At 43.3% G+C, this 18,528-nt stretch carries 16 protein-coding genes; 11 read left to right on the top strand and 5 right to left on the bottom strand.

Annotation, left to right across the window (positions count from 1 at the left end; all coding sequences use genetic code 11):
- Positions 1-105: 105 nt before the first annotated feature.
- Positions 106-1,611 carry an FAD-binding oxidoreductase gene (locus JKM87_RS11885; protein WP_202080589.1) on the top strand — a complete coding sequence of 502 codons (1,506 nt, stop codon included), beginning with the start codon at positions 106-108 and terminating at the stop codon, positions 1,609-1,611.
- A gap of 1 nt (position 1,612) precedes the next feature.
- On the top strand, positions 1,613-2,518 hold the full coding sequence (locus tag JKM87_RS11880; protein WP_202080588.1) for an FAD-binding oxidoreductase: 906 nt from the start codon (positions 1,613-1,615) through the stop codon (positions 2,516-2,518).
- Here JKM87_RS11880 and tatC read toward each other — a convergent pair.
- The 3 genes from tatC to JKM87_RS11865 form a co-directional block, all read right to left on the bottom strand.
- Positions 2,515-3,225 (bottom strand): twin-arginine translocase subunit TatC, encoded by a 711-nt coding sequence (tatC, locus tag JKM87_RS11875; RefSeq protein WP_419761859.1) that lies wholly within the window; start codon positions 3,223-3,225, stop codon positions 2,515-2,517. The genes JKM87_RS11880 and tatC overlap by 4 nt on opposite strands.
- An 84-nt stretch (positions 3,226-3,309) precedes the next feature.
- Positions 3,310-3,513, bottom strand: coding sequence for a twin-arginine translocase TatA/TatE family subunit (locus JKM87_RS11870; protein WP_202080586.1), 204 nt, complete (start codon positions 3,511-3,513; stop codon positions 3,310-3,312).
- A gap of 44 nt (positions 3,514-3,557) precedes the next feature.
- Positions 3,558-5,201 (bottom strand): PhoX family protein, encoded by a 1,644-nt coding sequence (locus JKM87_RS11865; protein WP_419761858.1) that lies wholly within the window; start codon positions 5,199-5,201, stop codon positions 3,558-3,560.
- Between the two features lie 366 nt (positions 5,202-5,567).
- Between JKM87_RS11865 and JKM87_RS11860 the strand changes: the two genes are divergently transcribed.
- The 3 genes from JKM87_RS11860 (at position 5,568) to msrA (ending at position 8,558) form a co-directional block, all read left to right on the top strand.
- Entirely contained in the window at positions 5,568-6,860 is a 1,293-nt protein-coding gene (locus JKM87_RS11860; RefSeq protein WP_202080584.1) for an amino acid permease, read from the top strand.
- Positions 6,835-7,398, top strand: a complete 564-nt coding sequence (locus JKM87_RS11855; RefSeq protein WP_202080583.1) for a bifunctional transcriptional activator/DNA repair enzyme AdaA — start codon at positions 6,835-6,837, stop codon at positions 7,396-7,398. Before JKM87_RS11860 ends, JKM87_RS11855 begins: the two co-directional genes overlap by 26 nt.
- Before the next feature lie 191 nt (positions 7,399-7,589).
- Entirely contained in the window at positions 7,590-8,558 is a 969-nt protein-coding gene (gene msrA, locus JKM87_RS11850) for a peptide-methionine (S)-S-oxide reductase MsrA (protein WP_202080582.1), read from the top strand.
- Between the two features lie 149 nt (positions 8,559-8,707).
- On the opposite strand, the gene JKM87_RS11845 is transcribed toward msrA, so the two are convergent.
- Together JKM87_RS11845 and JKM87_RS11840 are read right to left on the bottom strand one after the other, a co-directional pair.
- Positions 8,708-10,054 (bottom strand): DUF4179 domain-containing protein, encoded by a 1,347-nt coding sequence (locus JKM87_RS11845; protein WP_202080581.1) that lies wholly within the window; start codon positions 10,052-10,054, stop codon positions 8,708-8,710.
- Positions 10,047-10,562 carry a sigma-70 family RNA polymerase sigma factor gene (locus JKM87_RS11840; RefSeq protein ID WP_336885172.1) on the bottom strand — a complete coding sequence of 172 codons (516 nt, stop codon included), beginning with the start codon at positions 10,560-10,562 and terminating at the stop codon, positions 10,047-10,049. The genes JKM87_RS11845 and JKM87_RS11840 overlap by 8 nt, the downstream gene beginning before the upstream one ends.
- 197 nt (positions 10,563-10,759) lie before the next feature.
- Between JKM87_RS11840 and JKM87_RS11835 the strand changes: the two genes are divergently transcribed.
- The 6 genes from JKM87_RS11835 (at position 10,760) to arfA (ending at position 18,376) form a co-directional block, all read left to right on the top strand.
- Positions 10,760-11,527, top strand: a complete 768-nt coding sequence (locus tag JKM87_RS11835; protein WP_202080579.1) for a nuclease-related domain-containing protein — start codon at positions 10,760-10,762, stop codon at positions 11,525-11,527.
- Positions 11,528-11,857: 330 nt separating this feature from the next.
- Positions 11,858-13,345, top strand: a complete 1,488-nt coding sequence (locus tag JKM87_RS11830; protein WP_202080578.1) for an alpha-N-arabinofuranosidase — start codon at positions 11,858-11,860, stop codon at positions 13,343-13,345.
- A 130-nt stretch (positions 13,346-13,475) separates the two neighbouring features.
- Positions 13,476-14,846, top strand: a complete 1,371-nt coding sequence (locus JKM87_RS11825) for an ABC transporter substrate-binding protein (protein WP_202080577.1) — start codon at positions 13,476-13,478, stop codon at positions 14,844-14,846.
- A 93-nt stretch (positions 14,847-14,939) separates the two neighbouring features.
- A complete protein-coding gene (locus JKM87_RS11820) occupies positions 14,940-15,872 on the top strand; it encodes a carbohydrate ABC transporter permease (RefSeq protein WP_202080576.1) in 933 nt (310 codons plus the stop codon).
- Positions 15,873-15,889: 17 nt separating this feature from the next.
- On the top strand, positions 15,890-16,756 hold the full coding sequence (locus JKM87_RS11815) for a carbohydrate ABC transporter permease (protein ID WP_202080575.1): 867 nt from the start codon (positions 15,890-15,892) through the stop codon (positions 16,754-16,756).
- A 111-nt stretch (positions 16,757-16,867) separates the two neighbouring features.
- Positions 16,868-18,376, top strand: a complete 1,509-nt coding sequence (gene arfA / locus JKM87_RS11810) for an arabinosylfuranosidase ArfA (protein WP_202080574.1) — start codon at positions 16,868-16,870, stop codon at positions 18,374-18,376.
- Positions 18,377-18,528: the final 152 nt, after the last annotated feature.

Genomic DNA, 18,528 nt, shown 5'->3' with positions numbered 1-18,528 from the left:
TTAAACTCTATTATAACAGACATTTCGAGTAACGAATAATATAAGCGCTTTCATTTGATGGTATATCATAAACTCATGCACGTCCTCATAAGGTTATATAGACGTATGAATGAGAACGTATGGATCTATGCGAAATGGGGTGTGGGCTTGCTAGACAAGTTATCTAGAATTCTGGATCAGGAACAGATAGAGTACGAACCCGTTCATTTAGATGTTTTTGGGAATCAAGGTAAACTCGTCGTTTACCCTGAAGCAGAAACACACATTCAGCAGATGATGCGGATGTGCTCCTCTTATCAGTGGACGTGTATCCCATCCGGTGGGGAAACCAAAAAAGGATTAGGCGGGGTTTTATCCCAATTCGATATACGCTGCTCGCTATCTAGATATACAGGCGTCATTGACCACGCAGTAGACGATATGATTGTCAGTGTTAAAGCTGGTACACCACTGAAAGCACTGAACGAACAGCTGGCCAAAACGGGGCAAATGGTTCCTTTTGACTCCTTTTGTCCTGAGAAAGCGACGATCGGAGGTATTGTGGCAGCCAACGATAGTGGTCCGAAGCGCATGCGTTACGGCGCCCCACGTGATCACGTGCTTAGCATGAGGGTGATTCATGCAAACGGTGATGTGCGACAAGCTGGCGAGAGATTGAGTGATGCTGACACATGCAACAGTGTGAGAGTGTATATCGGTTCGATGGGGACCTTAGGCATCTTTTCTACCATAACCTTGAAGCTAGTACCGATCCCTAGCACGAGACACCTCGTGCTTTTCACTTACAAGTACAATGATACAAATGCGGTACGGCAACGCATACGACACATCAAACAGGCTACATCTCTTGAACCTGTTTGTTTGGAACTTCTCAATCAAAGTTTAGCGTCGGCGGTAAACGCGCAAGTATCAGCTGACAACGAAGCGTTAAAACAAATGTGGCCAGAACATGATAACGATGATGGTCACAATGACAGCAGTCAAAATGACAGTCAAAATGACAGTCAAAATGACAGTCAAAATGACAGGCACGGGGGCAACGTGTCCTACGTACTCGCTGTCGGTTTCGAGGGTGAACAACGAATGGTTGAGGCACAGGTGCAGGACCTACTGTCTGAGCAAAAAGACTGTCAAGCAGTGCTAACCCTGGATACACCGGAAACTGATGCATGGTGGAAATCATTTTCACACTTGTATCCTAATTGCAGCCATATCCGCTATCCGACGGCCCAACGTCCTGAGCATATACATATTGGTTTGAAAATTGGGGTGAAACCGGTGGAGGCGGTTGATGTATTGCTAACGCTAGATATACTCGCAGAAGAACTGGATGTAAGAGTGTTGTCACACGCTAGTGCTGGGACAGGGCTCATCAAGGCTTATCTCACAGGCACGACTGAACAACTAAGAGCTTACGTACAGAAGTGTCGGGGATTCTACCGAGGGTCGAACCGTTATGTTATCGTCAGTCACGCGCCTCTAACTTTCAGGCAGAACGTGTACCCGTGGGGGGCACATCCTTCATATATCGACTTCATGCTGGATATAAAAAACAAGATGGACCCTGATCATGTTCTCAGCCCTAAACGTTTGATGATAGGAGGAGTGTAAATTGAGCCGCATAGATGGAAGTGATCACACCACCGAACAGACATCCTTACAATCACAACAATCACAAACCGAGGAAAGAGATACCAATAAGCATAACGAAGAAAGACATAACGGATTAAGAAGATTAGTTAAACAACTGACTCGTCAGTGGAGACCCTCGGAGGAGGAAGCTGGTGAACATGTTAAGGCACTCATATCAATGATAAAAGAAGACAACGTGCTGTATCGCAAACAGGACTTACTTAGGGTAGGGTTCGGTATTGACGATAAGGCAAGTGATCAGGAGAACGTGACCGCGAACCTTCCCCTCGCTATCATCTACCCGCAGTGTACACAAGATGTTCAGCACGTCTTACGGTATCTAGACAAACATCGTCTTGCCTACCATTTCTATGAGACAGGGGCGCTTACGAGTGGTCGTGCTGACGTTACACCATCGGGTGGAGAAGTGTTGGTGAGCCTTGCCAAAATGGATCGTCTCTTAAAGATCGATGATGAGAACGAAGCAGTGGTTGTTCAGCCTGGTTTTAATCTTTTAGATCTACCACAGGGGATATCGGTGAATACCCCCCAAGATGTACCCAACGCTTGGCGAGAGAGGGGGTCTCAGGTGTTCCGTCCCAAGGGAAATAGTGAACATCGGGCTGAAAATGAGACAGAGAGAGGAGGGCTTTATCATAGCATCATAGGGGCGGAAGTCGTACGGCCTAACGGGGAGGTCCTTACGATAGGGGGCGTATTGGACCCACCCGGATATGATCTGTTAGGGGTCATCATTGAACTGGATGTTTCAGACCATAGAAAAATGGGTGTCATCACTTCTCTTACACTACGCATGAAGAAAGTCAGATCCCCAAAGACAATCAGCTCCTCGAAAGTGACCTGCATTGAGGACTTTCAAGTTTAGGCTACGAGCTCTGTCTTATCTTGTTTTCGACGATAAACCACTTTAGATAGTAAAATACTACACTCATATAAAAAGAATAAAGGAATGATCACCAATATATCAGACAGAAAATCAGGCGGGGTGATGACCACAGAAATGACGATAAGCACGAAGTAAGCGTATTTTCGTATTCTCATTAATTGATTAGGATCTATGATACCCATACGCGTTAAAAACATGATAACAACAGGCAATTCAAACAAAAAGCCAAACGGCAATGTCATACTCACCAGAAAACGAAAATACTTCTCAGCAGTGAAAAAATCCATAAACATCCCTTCTGACATTGTAAGAAGGAAATCAAAGACGAGCGGAAAGATAAGGATGTACCCGAACCCTATGCCGAGAAGAAAGAGGATGAATAGGGCCGGTATATAAGCAAGCGTTATTTTCTGTTCTTGTTCATTTAGGGCGGGGCGTATGAACAGCCACAATTGGTGTGCGGCAACGGGTATCGTGATCGCTATGGCCAACACACCCGAAAGCACGAAATAGACCCATAATATATCACTAGGGCCTAATATAGCCAGTTTCACTGGAATGTCTTTGACGAGCCAGTCATAAACATCCTGTACAAACACAAAAGATAGGCCTAAGAAAACAATAAAGGTACCGAACGTTATCATCAATCGCTTTCGTAACTCTTCTAAATGACCTACGAGGTCCATTTCTTGATTCTCCAACTGTCACACCTCTGTTGAAAGAAAGATGCAGACGTGCGTTCAACGCCTGTCATCTCTCTTTTTTTAGTTTCATGCAGTCTTATCATCTTGGGTCGTTGGCTCCTGTTTTTTTTCCTTTGCCTCTTCGTCATTGACCAGGTCTCGAGTCGACTTCTTAAACTCTCTTAACGTTGAGCCTATTGCCCGACCGAGTTCTGGTAGTTTTGAAGGTCCAAATATAATCAAGGCAATCACTAAGATGAGAATTAACCCTGGTACACCGATATTCTGCAAGCCATTAACCTCCTTACGCTATCAAGGGCGGCAAGTCGCCCTTTTTATTTTAAGTGGCCCCCTTGAATGGCGACCAAGCATGACCTTCCAAACGTTTGTCCCGGATAGGGGTTCCATGTGTCAGGATGTTGGACATCAATGAACAACGTTTTTTCATCTGGTGTTAGCCATGGTCCTGTCAGTTCACATCCTAGAGGACCTGAGGCAAACTGGAAAGGTTCTCCGTAGTCTTTACCATCCGTCGGTACGATAAAGACACCACAGTTTTTATAAGCTGCGTACACATTGTCCTCTGTGGCACCAAAATCCTCAACGACCCATAAGTTACCGTTACTATCAAAATGAAGGTTATCGGGACAGGTTATTCCACTCTGTTTTCCCCCCGCTACAAACACTTCAAATGTAAAGGCATCACTGCCATGATCCCCATCGGCCGGTATAAACCTTACGATCTGGCCGTGGAAATTCCCGTGGTTTGAATTATTCGTTAAGGATAAGAATACAGTCCCGTCGTTGGGATTGATTTCAACATCTTCCGGTCGATCTAGCAGCGTCCCTCCAACAATACGAGCAGCCTCACGCGCATGGGTGAGAACGTCTGCCTGATCAGTAAAAGCTTCTTGTAAATCAGGGTTAGCATCATAATCAAGTGAGAGCCATTGTTGCTGAGCTAGATTTGCAACATAGAGGGTCCCGTTTTCTAAAATATCAAAGTTAGCCTCACGATTATTAGGGTTGAATGTCTTGTCACTAATGAATTTGTAGAAGCATTCCCCCCGTTTGTCATCACCCATATAGACAACCACTCTACCATCCTCTGTCATGCCCATCGCTGTATTCTCATGAGCGAAACGTCCTAAGGCGGTTTGTTTCTTAGCTGGTTTTGAAGGGTTGAACGGATCGACTTCAACTACCCAACCGTAATGTTCATCTGTAAAATCAGGCCATCCATACGAATCACCATACGTGGTGTTCTCCTCACAAGATAAGGCGGTATTCCACAGTGTTCGTCCCCCACTACAGTTACCGAGCGTGCCTTCTACTTCAGTGGCACCATTGACCGCTGAACTTCCGCGCACCGGTCCTGCCAATTCGATAGGTGTGCGACCATCGTAACGGCGATTATATTCATCATCCTTCACGAGTGACCATGTCCCATCTTGCGCTTTTTTCACACGGATAACTGAGCCACCGACAGCTTCCTTTTGCATGCGTAATAATTCGGGATAATTGGCTAAGTTGTTTTTGTCATAATTAGAAGGGTCGATGCCGAGCAGTGTCATGTAGTTTTCTGGCTCAGGAAACTCGTGATTCACCCAGATTAAGCCTTCTTCGGCGTTATGTCCCCCCTCTAAAGTATCGATAGGGAAATAGACGGTCAAATCGGCTGAATCGCCAAATAATTCGCCTTTAGCGTTTATCTCATCCCCATAGGATGCGATGATGTTGTATGTATATCCCTTAGGTAAGACCAGTTCATTTTCCCATGTCCGTTGAATGGGGTTAAATGGGGCTGTCAGAGGTTTACCTTTCCCCTTAGCTTGTCCATCCATAAGGTGGTCAGCCGTTAAGGCGCTTGCCGAACCTGTTAAAGCATTAAGACCAGAAGAAGCTGCCACAAGGGCTGCTGTACTGCTTCCCATATAAGTAAGAAACTTTCTTCGACTTAATTCAGACAATATTAACACCTCATCTTATGATTGAATTTGAACTACACTATAGATCTTAATGCAAGACTATTAAGCTACCATTGAGACAACCTTAATCTTTGTTGAGCTATAGTTAAAATCTTTTTAAAAAGCTTTTGCGCACATATCATGGCCCAACATATTACATTCCTTTGGCAACAGTGTGGTGCTATAGCGTTGTTTTCCATGTTGGGATGTTGGGAGACACCTACCATGAACGCTATGCAGCATTTAAATGGTTGGGAGAAGCCTACCGTGACACAATTCAGAACTGAAATAGGGAGGACAGAAAAATGAGAAAGCAAAAATGAAGATGAATTGGTCCCTGCTTGCCTGTTACATTTAATGTAAGAAAGGGTGAGGTGAGTGGTTAATAGGACTATTGGATTGTACCAAGGGATTGCGCTTTACGTTGCGTCAATTTTAGGTTCTGGTGTTCTGTTCATATCGGGAGTGACGGCCAATGTAGCAGGACCAGCGTCAATTTTATCTTGGCTTATCGTCATAATGTTTAGCTTTCCTCTTGCTTATACTTTTGCTTGCTTATCACGTGATTACCCAGACGCCGGAGGGGTAGCGACCTTTGTTCGGAATGCATTCGGATTTCACATGGGTCATATTGTCGGATGGTTTTATTTTCTGACCGCAGCAGTAGGACAAACGATCGTATCTCTCACCGGTGCGTTTTATCTTACTCATGCCTTCGATCTGTCAGACATGGGGCGGATAATAACAGCAGTATGTGTATTAATGTTAGCGGGTGTGACTAATTATTACGGAGTGAAAGTGAGTGGAAAAGTAGCTCTATATATCAGCGCACTACTACTGATCTTACTTTTAATCGTCGTACTTATATCACTCCCACATATGAAGTGGAACAACTTTACACCATTTGTGTCAGAAGGTATGTTTGCTATAGGGACAGCCGTTACTTTAATATTTTGGTCTTTTTTCGGATGGGAAGCCATCTGTAATCTGGCTCCTCATTTTAAATCACCAAAGATAACCATCCCAAGGAGCACTATGATCAGCGTTATCCTTATAGGTGCGTTGTTCTTAGCACTAAGTGTGGTGACGATTGGGACAGAGACATACGGTGAGGCTGAAAGCAATCTCTCACCCTTAGGTGTGATCTTAGAACAAACGTTAGGTGTTGGCGCTAAAAAAGGGACGGCTATTATTGCTCTTATTATTGCTTTAGGTACCACCAACGCGTATGTTGCCAGTTTAACGCAACTAGGCTACTCTTTAAGTAAGGATGGTGCATTTCCTAGATTCCTATCTGTTAGAGAACCTACAAATCATGTTCCTAGACGTATGGTTATATTTGTCGTCATCTTTGCCATCAGTGGTTTAATGATGACCGAACTACTTTCTCTTACTTTTAGTGATATCTTATTCATACCGACATCCTTAGGCCTATTCGTCTATATATTTTGTATGGCGGCAGGCGTCAAGCTTTTTGTAAAACGTACACGTCCTTGGTGGTGTTCACTCATATCCGCTATATTTTGTTTCTCAGTCCTTCCGTTCTTTGAACTTTACATTCTTGTACCAGTGTTCGTTTTCATGGGTTATGTCATATATATTAAGTGCCATAATCGAACAGCGTTAAAGAAAAGGAGAGGACGTCATGAAAAACGCTCAACTATCAACTAATGTGATGTGGGAAGCAGTAGTGGCTTGTGATGACACGTTTGACGGACGTTTTCTCTATGCGGTGAAAACGACGCAAATCTTCTGTCGACCGTCATGTCAGTCTAAAACCCCGCATTTTGAAAACGTATGTTTTTTTGATGAAGCTAACGAGGCCATAAAAGCAGGATTTCGTCCCTGTAAAAGGTGTCAGCCCCAAAAGCATGGTGAGCAATATGACCCTCATCATGAACTCGTCACTGAAGTGAGAGAAATGCTCGAACAACACTACCAGGATGACATAACGTTAGCAGATCTTGCTCACGTAGTCGGGGCCAGTCCGTCTTATCTTAATCGTGTATTTAAGCACAAAACTGGACGGACCCCGCGTTTATATCTTGAAGCTCTCAGGATTGAAAAAGCGAAAACGCTTCTCTCAACAACATCATTTAATAATACACAGATTTGTTATCAAGTGGGGTACCTCAGTTTGTCTAGTTTCTATCATAAGTTTAAGCGCTATACCGGCTTCACGCCTCGCCAGTATCGCAAAAAGTATTAACAGACAACCAGAGAGACACACACCTTCCGTTTGTCGTCTTATTCTTATTGATTAAATTAATTAAGGCTTTAAGGGTCTTCATGTAGAAGACCTCATAGATGACGTAAAAGGTAAAGGTATTGTAGAATCTAGTAAGGGAAAGTCTTATAGATAAATAAAACGTACACACAAATGTGTTTTGAGGTGATGATATGAGCGAAGAGACGTCTCAGCAACAAACGGAGCTAGCCACTTTTGCCGGAGGATGCTTCTGGTGTATGGTGTCTCCTTTTGAAGAAATGGACGGTATTATCAGTGTGGTTTCAGGTTATACAGGCGGACATACCGAGAATCCTACGTATCAAGAGGTATGTTCTGAAACAACGGGACATTACGAAGCAGTACAGATCACGTTCGATCCTAAACGATTCCCCTACGAAGACCTATTAGATATTTATTGGCAACAAATCGACCCGACAGACCCAGGTGGACAGTTTGCTGACAGGGGTCAGTCGTACCAAACCGTTATTTTTTGTCACACAGAAGAGCAAAAAGAGAAAGCGGAAGCGTCTAAAAAAGCACTCGAAGAGAGTGGCAAATTCAAAAAGCCGATTGTGACCAAAATCCTACCAGCGAGTACATTCTATGCAGCAGAGGATTACCATCAGGATTTTCATAAAAAGAACGCATTTCGTTATGCGTTGTATCGTAAAGGATCAGGTCGAGAAGAGTTTCTGAAAAAGCATTGGTCCAAAGATCGTTCCCATCTCAAAGAAAAACTGACAGACATGCAATACTATGTTACACAGGAGAACGGGACAGAACCGCCCTTCCGAAATGAATATTGGAATAACACTGGAGAAGGGATTTATGTTGACATTGTGTCCGGTGAACCTCTATTTAGCTCTAAAGATCAATATGATGCTGGCTGTGGATGGCCAAGTTTTACGCGACCCATACTTGATGCTGTCATTAAGGAAAACATGGATTTGAGCCATAACATGACGCGTACAGAAGTAAGAAGTAAAGATGCAGATTCTCATCTTGGACATGTCTTCGATGACGGACCTGGACCTGAGGGCCTACGTTATTGTATTAACTCTGCGGCCTTACGTTTCATACCTAAGGAAGACCTAGAAAAAGAAGGTTATGGTGACTTCCTGATTCTATTTAGAAATTAGAAATAAAAATGAAGAAAAGTGAAGCGTTAAAAGACGTTGCTTAATTGTCAAAGGCACTGCCTTGTTTTATTGAAAAAAAAGTGGCTTTGAGAAACAAAAAACGCGCAAAGGGATGTAATGCCTTTTGCGCGTTTTAGTATGATTTTTTTTCATTTAATTTGAATCTGGACGTCACCATGGAGTCTGTTGGGGTAGTCAATGATTTTGAGGACGATGTGCTCTTCGGCTGTGTTAGGTTTTTTTATCCCAAAGGATTGTCCCTCTCCATCATTGTAACCGCCAGAGATAGCATTCACATATGCCACCTCTTCTCCCATCTTGTTTTTAACGGAACGATCGATATATTGGTAAGTGATATCCGTGCGGTCAAAAGTTGGGTCGAGAGGAACTTCAAATTCGTACCACTTTACGCCGGACAAGTCTTCGGAAGTTACCTCTAAGTTCAAGCCTCTAGGTGCTTTTACGATCTCATCCTTGTGTGTGTCAATGATCATCTCTGTTTCACTTTTGGGTAGGGCTCTGACTCGAGGGACCTCAAGGTACAAATGCTCGGACTCGTGAAAGAAGCTGCTATCGAGGTGATAGGTTCGATCATCATCGCTATACTGTGTACCTGTTACACCCTCAGAAGTCATTTCCCAACGCTGGCCTTTTTCGTTTGTCATCGATAACCCTTCAAGACTAAAGATTTGATACTCATTCTCTTCATCATAGGTGACACGAAGGAGCGTGCGTGTAGGGTAGATGGTTACTTCCTTGAATGTCACTTTTTGGCCAGCAAATTCAACCGTTTTGTCAAGTTCGAAGTGTTCCTGTAAACCTTCGAATGATGCACGGTCAATAGGGATCGCCATTCGCCATGACACATCACTTGTGTCCACGTAACGAGCCTCATTTTCTGCACGAAGTTTAGCCTCTACAGCTAAAACGTCCGGGAGCTCAGCTTGTTCAGATAGGTGAATATCCACCTTACCATAGACTGTATTTTCTTCTGTGAAATCGTGAGTGGTGCCTAATCCAAGGCTGTATTTCTTAAGTGTGTCCCCGAACGAAAGCGCACTCAAAGTGACCGTTTCAAAATCTCTTTTATTAGTCACAGAGTAAAATAGAACGATGCGAGACTCATCAATCGTCATTCCTTCGATCGTCAAACGGAGCCCAAAATGCTCATCTGATACACCAACAGGGATCGCATAATCATGATCAAGGGCGTCTTGTAATCCTTTATCATAATGAACCAAATCAACAATAGTTTGGCCCCCGGGTAACTGACTAATGAACTGGGCAAACGCAGGTGACACACGTACGGATGTCACCATGGCCATGATAAGCATACATGCGATGGCTGTAGCAAACCAGCGACGTTTTGTTATGCGTCCTTTGTGTGTACGCGCCTTCGTCATTCCTTTAGCAATGTAGCAATCTAACTGATCCGGAAGTTGGGGTGTTTTTGAATCTTCTTGTAAGCGATCCGTCACGTTCTTGAAGTCATCCATGTGTTGAACCTCCTTTCATTTGTTTTTTTAACTGCTTTAATGCCTGATGTATCCAGGTTTTCACCGTACCTTCTGGTCGATCGAGAACATGAGCTATGTCAGCAATAGGTAAATCACGATAAAAACGTAGGATAATCACATCCTGAAAATGAGGACGAAGTTTTTGGATTTCTTCTTCTAACTCAAGGCTAGTGTGATGCGGATCTTTGCCCTGATCTTCTTTCTCGGGCGTTCGTATGATCATCCGTTTTCGACGCTTCAGTTCATCGTGACAGTAATTTAATAGGATTCGAATTAACCAAGTTTTGAAGAACCTGGGCTCTTTTAATTTTTTGATATTTTTAAAAGCCAGATATGTGGTCTCCTGTATAGCCTCCAGGGCATCGGTCTCATTTTTCAAATAAGCATAAGCGATGTAATATAGCTGAACCTTGTAAGTGATAATAAGTTCATATAAGGCCTCGTCGTTGCCCTTTTTGGCTAAAAGAACTTTTTCTTCGATATCCACACACTTCCCCCCTTGTACAACGGCAATCATGGCTATCTCTAAGATGTTTTTATATCTTTTCTAATCATTAGACTGAAAAGAAGGTTAAAACGTTTTAAAAAAGTGAGCCATATCCGATAAAAATAATAAGGCACATGTTTGTATTTATAATATGGGATCATTCACAGTGTCATTGAAGTGTGGGGAAGGAGAATAGGATGTTAAACAAAATACTAGCATGGTTATTTGGACAAAAGCCAAAAGACAAAAGGCAGGTATCACAATCGGGAAAAGCTAAAGGAACTTCAGCGCAAGGAAGGAAACGGCGCCAATCTTCGGGTAAACCCTACCAATCTAAGAGAAAAGGAGAATTAGGAGAATATAAAATTAATATTCAACTAGAACAAATGCCCCAATCATATAAGATGCTACATGATGCTATGTTTGAAAACTCAAAATCCAAAACGGGTTACTCTCAAGCCGATCATGTCCTTGTGACACCAGCGGGTGTGTTTGTTATTGAAACCAAAAACTATGCTGGTGACATTGCAGGCCAGAAAAAGGACAAATATTGGACGGTCAATGGTAAAAGAAGCCTGTATAACCCGATAAGACAGAATTATGGACATATTAAAGCGGTTGAACGTATCGTGAGCAAAACCCTACCTACGAGTGAAAATGTTTCTATTATTTCAATCGTGACCTTTACGATGCGTGCGAGATTCAAAATCGATCCATCTCTGAGAAAGATCACCTCTCATGAATTGGTGATCTATGATACAGAATTGACAGAGTTTGTTAAGAGAAAGGTCATAAGTCTACAAAGAGAAAATGGTCCGACACTAAGCGAAACGGACATCATGAAAGTACATGAGGCCTTAAAAGCGTCCAACGTGACCGATCCAAAATTACGCCAAGCTCACGTCAACAGAGCATCGCAAAGTCGGACAAGTCGCCCTGCTTCACCTACAAAAACATCTCATTGATACCTCTATTTATGGTTCTTCGACAGGATCATCCAACATTGAGGATGTCGCCTGTAGAAGGGCTCTTTTTATATGCCTCCTCTTTTACCCCCTCATCCTCCTCAACAAAACCCTCCTCCAATAGTTATACGGACAAATTATAGATAAAATCACAATTTCCTCTCTATATAACAATTAGAACCGTAAATAATCCTGTGAAAGTAGACATGTAAGCATTTACAACGCAATGCATCAGTGGTAAAATGTACGTACAATTTTAAACTACAGAGTATCGAGTGTCATGCTTTGTAGTTGCATTTAGTCAATCTAGTAAAATAAGGAGGGTTACACTTGTCAAATGAAGCGATTATTCATCTTGACGTAGAGAAGGGTGAGATTAACCCTAACATTTACGGACATTTTTCAGAACATCTTGGACGTTGCATTTATGAAGGCATTTGGGTTGGTGAAGATTCGGATATCCCCAATACAAAAGGGATTAGAAACGATGTGTTGGAAGCTCTGAGGAACCTTGATATCCCTGTCCTTCGCTGGCCTGGTGGTTGTTTTGCCGATGAATACCATTGGAAGGATGGGGTTGGACCACGTTCAGAGCGAAAAAGGATGGTCAATACGCACTGGGGTGGCGTGGTTGAGAACAATCATTTTGGTACGCACGAATTTATGCTTTTATGTGAACTATTACAATGTGAACCGTACATCTGTGGGAATGTGGGTAGTGGAACGGTACAAGAAATGCAAGAATGGGTAGAGTATATGACATTTGACGGGGAGTCTCCCATGGCCAATTGGCGCAAGCAAAATGGCAGAGAGGAACCATGGTCCTTAACATATTTCGGAGTGGGGAACGAAAACTGGGGCTGTGGAGGGCACATGCGCCCGGAGTATTATGCTGATTTATACCGCCGTTACCAAACTTACGTCCGCAACTATGGAGAAAATAAAATCTATAAAATTGCAGGTGGTGCCAACGTAGATGACTATCGGTGGACAGAGGTATTGATGCGTGAAGCTGCTCACCTCATGGACGGTCTAAGCCTTCATTACTACACGATTCCGGGAGATTTCTGGAAAGGTAAAGGATCAGCTACAGATCCAAGTGAAGATCAGTGGTTTATCACTTTGAAAAAAGCTTTACATATCGACGAACTGATCACCAAGCATAGTACGATTATGGACCAATACGATCCTCAAAAAAGGGTAAGTCTCATCATTGATGAATGGGGAACATGGTTTGACGTTGAACCTGGTACGAATCCTGGCTTCTTATATCAGCAGAATACGATACGTGACGCACTTGTCGCTGGATTGCACTTCCATATATTTCATAACCATAATGATCGAGTACAGATGGCTAATATCGCTCAAATGGTGAATGTTTTGCAAGCGATGATTTTAACGGATAAAGATAAAATGATTTTAACCCCTACTTATCATGTATTTGAAATGTTTAAGGTTCATCAAGGTGCAACTAGATTATCCGTTGATACCGTTTCAAGTCAGGCTTATGAATACAACGGAGAAAGTATACCGGCTGTAAATGTAAACGCTTCAAAAAATCAGGACGGTACAGTTAATATTAGTCTCTGTCATGTTCATCCTCATGATGAAAGCGAAGTGACACTTGACTTAAGAGGGATTGAAAAAGTATCGGACGTAGCAGGACGGATATTAACGGCGAATGAGTCTAACGCCCACAACACGTTCGAGAAACCCGACCATGTAGCACCACAGAATTTTGAGGACGTTCGTTTATCTGGTCATAAGTTAACAGTCAAACTACCTCCGATGTCTGTGGCCATGCTAACTTTAAGGTAATACAGTTAACACATAGGCCAAGGTCATCGGTTTGCAAAAAATATTTTGAAAAATTAAAATTTTGTCTGCAATAAAGGTCGATATGCAGTAAAAATGTGGTGTGACATGAAATCAAAAGGAGGGTGTTAACATGCTGAGGTCTGTGTCGTGGCTCAGAGCTTTACCGCTCATTGTAGCGCTCATGGTGGTTGGAGGTTTGACAGGTTGTTCTGTTTTTTCTGGTGGTGGTGAGGATACGAGTGGAGGGGTGCAAGACAGTGGTGTGAACGAAGATGGCGTAACGGAGATAAGCATATCCACTTGGGGCTCTCCAGATGAACTTGAGGTGTTTAATGCGTTAATACAGAATTTTGAAGAAGACAATCCTGATATGGCAGTGAATATTGTGCATATCCCCGATGATTATGCTGGAAAAATGAACACGATGTTAGCGGGAGGAACAGCACCAGACGTTGTTTTTGCCACTGACGGTGATTTTGGACGCTGGGTTAAAGCGGGTCTGTTTCTTAATATCCAAGACCGAGTAGATCAAAGTGGAATAAACCAAGACGATATGTGGGATTCCGCTTTAGATCGCTACAGATTTAACGATCGAGTGCTTGGGGAGGGGGATCTCTACGCCTTACCCAAAGACATAGGACCTTCTGTTTTATTTTACAACAAGGATCTATTTGATGAGTCTGGTGTTCCTTACCCTGATCCGGATGAGCCCATGACGTTCGATGAGTTTCTCGAGGTAGCACAGGCGCTCACGTTAGATACCAATGGAGATGGTAAGGTTGATCAATACGGTATAGGTCCCGCTTGGTGGGAAGGTTTAGTCTGGACAAATGGGGGTCACATCCTGAGTGAAGACAAAACGGAATTTACCTTAAACGCCCCTGAGGCGGTAGAAGCGATGCAGTTTGTTGCAGATTTGACGAATGAATATGAAGTGTCTCCAAGTACGAGAAGCTTAGATGCTATGGACGCTGATCAAATGTTTGAGACCGGTAGAGTGGCTATGGTGTTTAACGGGCGCTGGATGGTTCCAACGTATAGAAAGCTGGATTTTGACTGGGACGTGGCGCCTTACCCTGTGGGGCAGACGGGGGAGCCTTCGGGCTGGTCAGGGTCTGTCGGCTACGCGATTAATAAAGACACCCGCTACGCTGATGAAGCTTTCCAATTAATTGAGTACCTCGCGGGAGAAGAAGGACAACGCATCCAAACCGAATTAGGCTTTGCCATCCCGACGTACAGGTCTTTAGCAGAAACGGACGACTTTCTACAACCGGGTCAGAAACCAGAGCATGCACATGTATTCATACAGGCGGCTGAAACCCAAAGGGCCGGTCCTTGGGCACTGACCCCCAACAATAAGTGGCTGGATGACCTTAACCAATATTTAAGTGAATTATGGGATGGAGAGCGCACCGCTGAGGATCTCTTGAATGACATTAAACCTGAGATTGATAAAGCACTCAGAGAAGGCAATCCAGAAATATTTGAAGAGGAATAATCCAAGAGCATGGGGAATCTGCGCTGCAGGCGGATTCCCTGAACACCCAGATTCCGTTACACTACGACCCAGTAGGTAAAAGGAGAGGTGAAAATGAAACCTGAGATATCGACGGAGACAAAAGTACAGTCTCCAAAAAAGCCTTTAAGAAAGAGGTTCAACATAAAAGAGGAGTATCTATGGGGCTATTTATTTGTTCTTCCACCTATTCTTGGATTTATGTTGTTCGCCTTTTTACCCATGCTTTTTTCAATCTATGTCAGTTTCACTGCGTTCGACTTGTATAACCCTGCTGTATTTAACGGTTTAGATAATTATAAACGTCTATTATTCGAAGATGATTTATTCCGTAAGACCATCATCAACACGTTTTACGCAGCACTTGGGATTCCTCTGAGTATCGTCCTTTCGCTCATTATTGCTATGGCTTTGAATCAGAAGATCAAAGGACTGTCTTTTTTTAGAACAGCATTTTTTCTTCCCACAGTTTGTTCAATTGTGGCCTTAACACTTTTATGGAGATGGATATTTAACTCTGATTTCGGTTTATTGAATATCATGCTTGGCTCCATCGGGATTGATGGGCCGGCGTGGTTAAGTAGTGAAACCTGGGCGATGCCTGCCATGATTATACAAGGGGTTTGGAGCGGTTTAGGTATGGGGATGATTCTATACTTAGCGGCGTTGCAATCTGTTAACCCTGCGTTGTATGAGGCCGCCGATATTGATGGCGCGAATGGTTGGAATAAATTCAGATACATTACAATTCCATCTATTTCACCCACGACCTTCTTTTTGCTCATTACTTCAACGATTACAGCCCTACAAGATTTTCAACGTTTCATGATCATGACTGAAGGGGGACCAAACTATGCGACCACCACCGTTGTCTATTATCTGTTCCTCAATGCGTTCCGCTACATGGAGATGGGATACGCATCAGCCATGGCATGGGTGTTAGGTCTCATCATATTAGTGATCACGATCATTAATTTCAAACTGAGTAAACGTTGGGTTCATTACTAAAAAGGGAGGGGTATGAGTTGGCTCAAAAAGTAGAAGTGACATGGTATCAGAATCGCCAGAAACGAGCCGTCATAAAAAGAGTTTTTTCCTATATATTTCTTACCATAGGCGCGGCTATTATGGCACTACCCTTTTTATGGATGGTGTCAACGTCTTTAAAATCTCCAGGGGCCATATTTACAATTCCACCCGAGTTTATACCCCGAGAGTGGCGCTGGGATAATTACGTACGCGTTTTTACGGATGCGGATTTATTATTGGGCTTTAAGAACACGCTCATGATTATCATCCCCACGACGATCGTTGGTCTGTTTACGAGTTCACTAGCTGCCTTTGCCTTTGCCAAGATGAGGTTTCCGGGTCGGGACATGTTGTTCTTCGCTCTGATTGCCACGATGATGCTGCCCGGTATCGTGACTTTAGTCCCTCAATTTATTATTTTTAGAGACTTAGGCTGGTTGGACACGTTCAAACCCCTTATGATTCCAGGGATGTTTGGTGCAGCGATGGCTGTCTTCTTTTTACGGCAATTTTTTATGACTATACCAAGTGATTTAATAGACGCCGCTAAAATAGACGGCTTGAGCTACTTCGGTATATTTCTCAAGATTATGGCGCCCCTAGCAAAACCAGCCATCGTGACACAGGGGATTCTCGGCCTACTAGCTGGATATAACGACTTCATGGGACCGCTCATTTACTTGAACTCACCTGAGAATTTCACTTTACAGCTCGTACTCGCTTCATTCAGAGGTTACTACACATCGGAGTGGACGTTGATTATGGCCGGTTCAGTGTTAGCCTTAATCCCAACATTATTAGCCTTCTTCTTTGCTCAGAAGCAACTGATAGAAGGGATTACGATGACGGGACTAAAGGGGTGAGTATGAGTAATATATAATCTTAAATAGCTAATAGAATTAGATGTTAATAGTAATTAAGCAGTGGAAAGACCTAGCAGCAGACAAACTTAGCAGACAGAAAGGTTGGATAACATGGCTTTGAAAGCGAAAATGATAGTAGACAAAGACTTTAAAATTGCTGATGTAGATGAGCGTATCTACGGTTCCTTTATCGAACATTTAGGAAGAGCAGTCTATGGTGGTGTATATGAACCCGACCATCCACAAGCGGACGAAAATGGGTTCCGGCAGGATGTCATGGAACTGGTCAAAGAAATCAATGTACCGATCATAAGGTATCCCGGTGGTAATATGGTTTCAGCCTATAATTGGGAGGACGGTGTGGGCCCAAAATCAGAACGTCCGAAAAGATTGGAGCTAGCATGGCGAACGATAGAAACGAATCAAGTAGGGACGAATGAATTTGTCGATTGGAGCAAAAAGGTCAATGCCGAGGTGATGATGGCCGTTAACCTAGGCACGCGAGGGATTGATGCGGCCCGTAACTTTATCGAGTACTGTAATCATCCAGGTGGGACCTACTGGAGTGATTTGAGGAGACAGCATGGGTATGAACAACCTCATAACATTAAAACATGGTGTCTCGGTAATGAGATGGATGGCCCATGGCAAGTCGGCCATAAAACAGCGGAAGAGTATGGTCGTTTAGCATTAGAAACAGCAAAGGCGATGAAACTGGTAGATGATCGCATTGAACTCGTTGCTTGCGGGAGCTCTAATACCGATATGCCCACTTTCCCGCAGTGGGAAGCGACGACACTTGAACATACGTATGATGCAGTAGATTATATTTCATTACATCAATACTATGGGAACCGAGACGATGACACGGCCAATTATCTAGCTAGAACGATGGACTTAGATCACTTTATACACACTGTTATTTCGACGTGCGACTATATTAAAGCGAAGAAAAGAAGCAAGAAAACGATCAATCTCAGCTTTGATGAGTGGAACGTGTGGTACCATTCCAACGAAGCAGATCGTCGTATTGAACCTTGGTCTGTGGCACCCCCACAATTAGAGGATGTGTACAATTTCGAGGATGCGCTTTTAGTAGGCTCTATACTCATGACCTTCTTACGACATGCAGACAGAGTGAAAATGGCTTGTATGGCCCAACTTGTTAATGTCATTGCTCCGATCATGACAGAAAACGGCGGGGCAGCGTGGAAACAAACGATATTCTATCCATATGCACACGTATCCGCGTACGGTAGAGGCACGTCACTTCAACCTGTTGTATCCTCACCAAAGTACGATAGTAAAGCGTTTACCGATGTCCCTTATTTAGACACGGCAGTTGTTTATGATGAGGAAAAAGAGGAAGTGACCATTTTCGCCTTAAACCGTCACCTAAGCGAAGATTTGTCCTTGCAGTGTGACGTACGCAGTTTTGAAGGGTACGGTATCCGTGAGCATATCGTTTTAGAGCATGAGGACTTAAAAGCGGTTAACACAGCACAGGAGCAAAGGGTTCAACCCCATACAAAAGGGAAGTCTACAATACGTGATGGTGTCATTGAAGCTGTCCTTCCTCAAGCTTCATGGCATGTGATCCGTTTGGCGAAGCATGCCTAAGCACCTTATACAAAGATAAAAAAAGCCAAGCCTTAGGAGTCTATGTGACTTCTAAGGCTATTATTTTAATTAGGGGATTATATGTCACCAGAACTATGTTGTTTTCATGGAGACATATGACATGTGCTTAACCCTCTTTGTGACTGTGACAC

The organism is Caldalkalibacillus salinus (genome assembly GCF_016745835.1).
GTDB lineage: Bacteria > Bacillota > Bacilli > Caldalkalibacillales > JCM-10596 > Caldalkalibacillus_A > Caldalkalibacillus_A salinus.
The sequence above is the reverse complement of the archived record's forward strand: the minus strand, read 5'-3'. Positions and strand labels throughout refer to the sequence as shown.

What these genes read in the sequence shown, in the direction of transcription:
- msrA (WP_202080582.1), top strand. Translation starts at nt 7,590, where the DNA reads ATGAGCGAAGAGACGTCTCAGCAACAAACGGAGCTAGCCACTTTTGCC.
- JKM87_RS11845 (WP_202080581.1), bottom strand. Translation starts at nt 10,054, where the DNA reads ATGGATGACTTCAAGAACGTGACGGATCGCTTACAAGAAGATTCAAAA.
- JKM87_RS11820 (WP_202080576.1), top strand. Translation starts at nt 14,940, where the DNA reads ATGAAACCTGAGATATCGACGGAGACAAAAGTACAGTCTCCAAAAAAG.
- JKM87_RS11885 (WP_202080589.1), top strand. Translation starts at nt 106, where the DNA reads ATGAATGAGAACGTATGGATCTATGCGAAATGGGGTGTGGGCTTGCTA.
- tatC (WP_419761859.1), bottom strand. Translation starts at nt 3,225, where the DNA reads ATGGACCTCGTAGGTCATTTAGAAGAGTTACGAAAGCGATTGATGATA.
- arfA (WP_202080574.1), top strand. Translation starts at nt 16,868, where the DNA reads ATGGCTTTGAAAGCGAAAATGATAGTAGACAAAGACTTTAAAATTGCT.
- JKM87_RS11825 (WP_202080577.1), top strand. Translation starts at nt 13,476, where the DNA reads ATGCTGAGGTCTGTGTCGTGGCTCAGAGCTTTACCGCTCATTGTAGCG.
- JKM87_RS11835 (WP_202080579.1), top strand. Translation starts at nt 10,760, where the DNA reads ATGTTAAACAAAATACTAGCATGGTTATTTGGACAAAAGCCAAAAGAC.
- JKM87_RS11855 (WP_202080583.1), top strand. Translation starts at nt 6,835, where the DNA reads ATGAAAAACGCTCAACTATCAACTAATGTGATGTGGGAAGCAGTAGTG.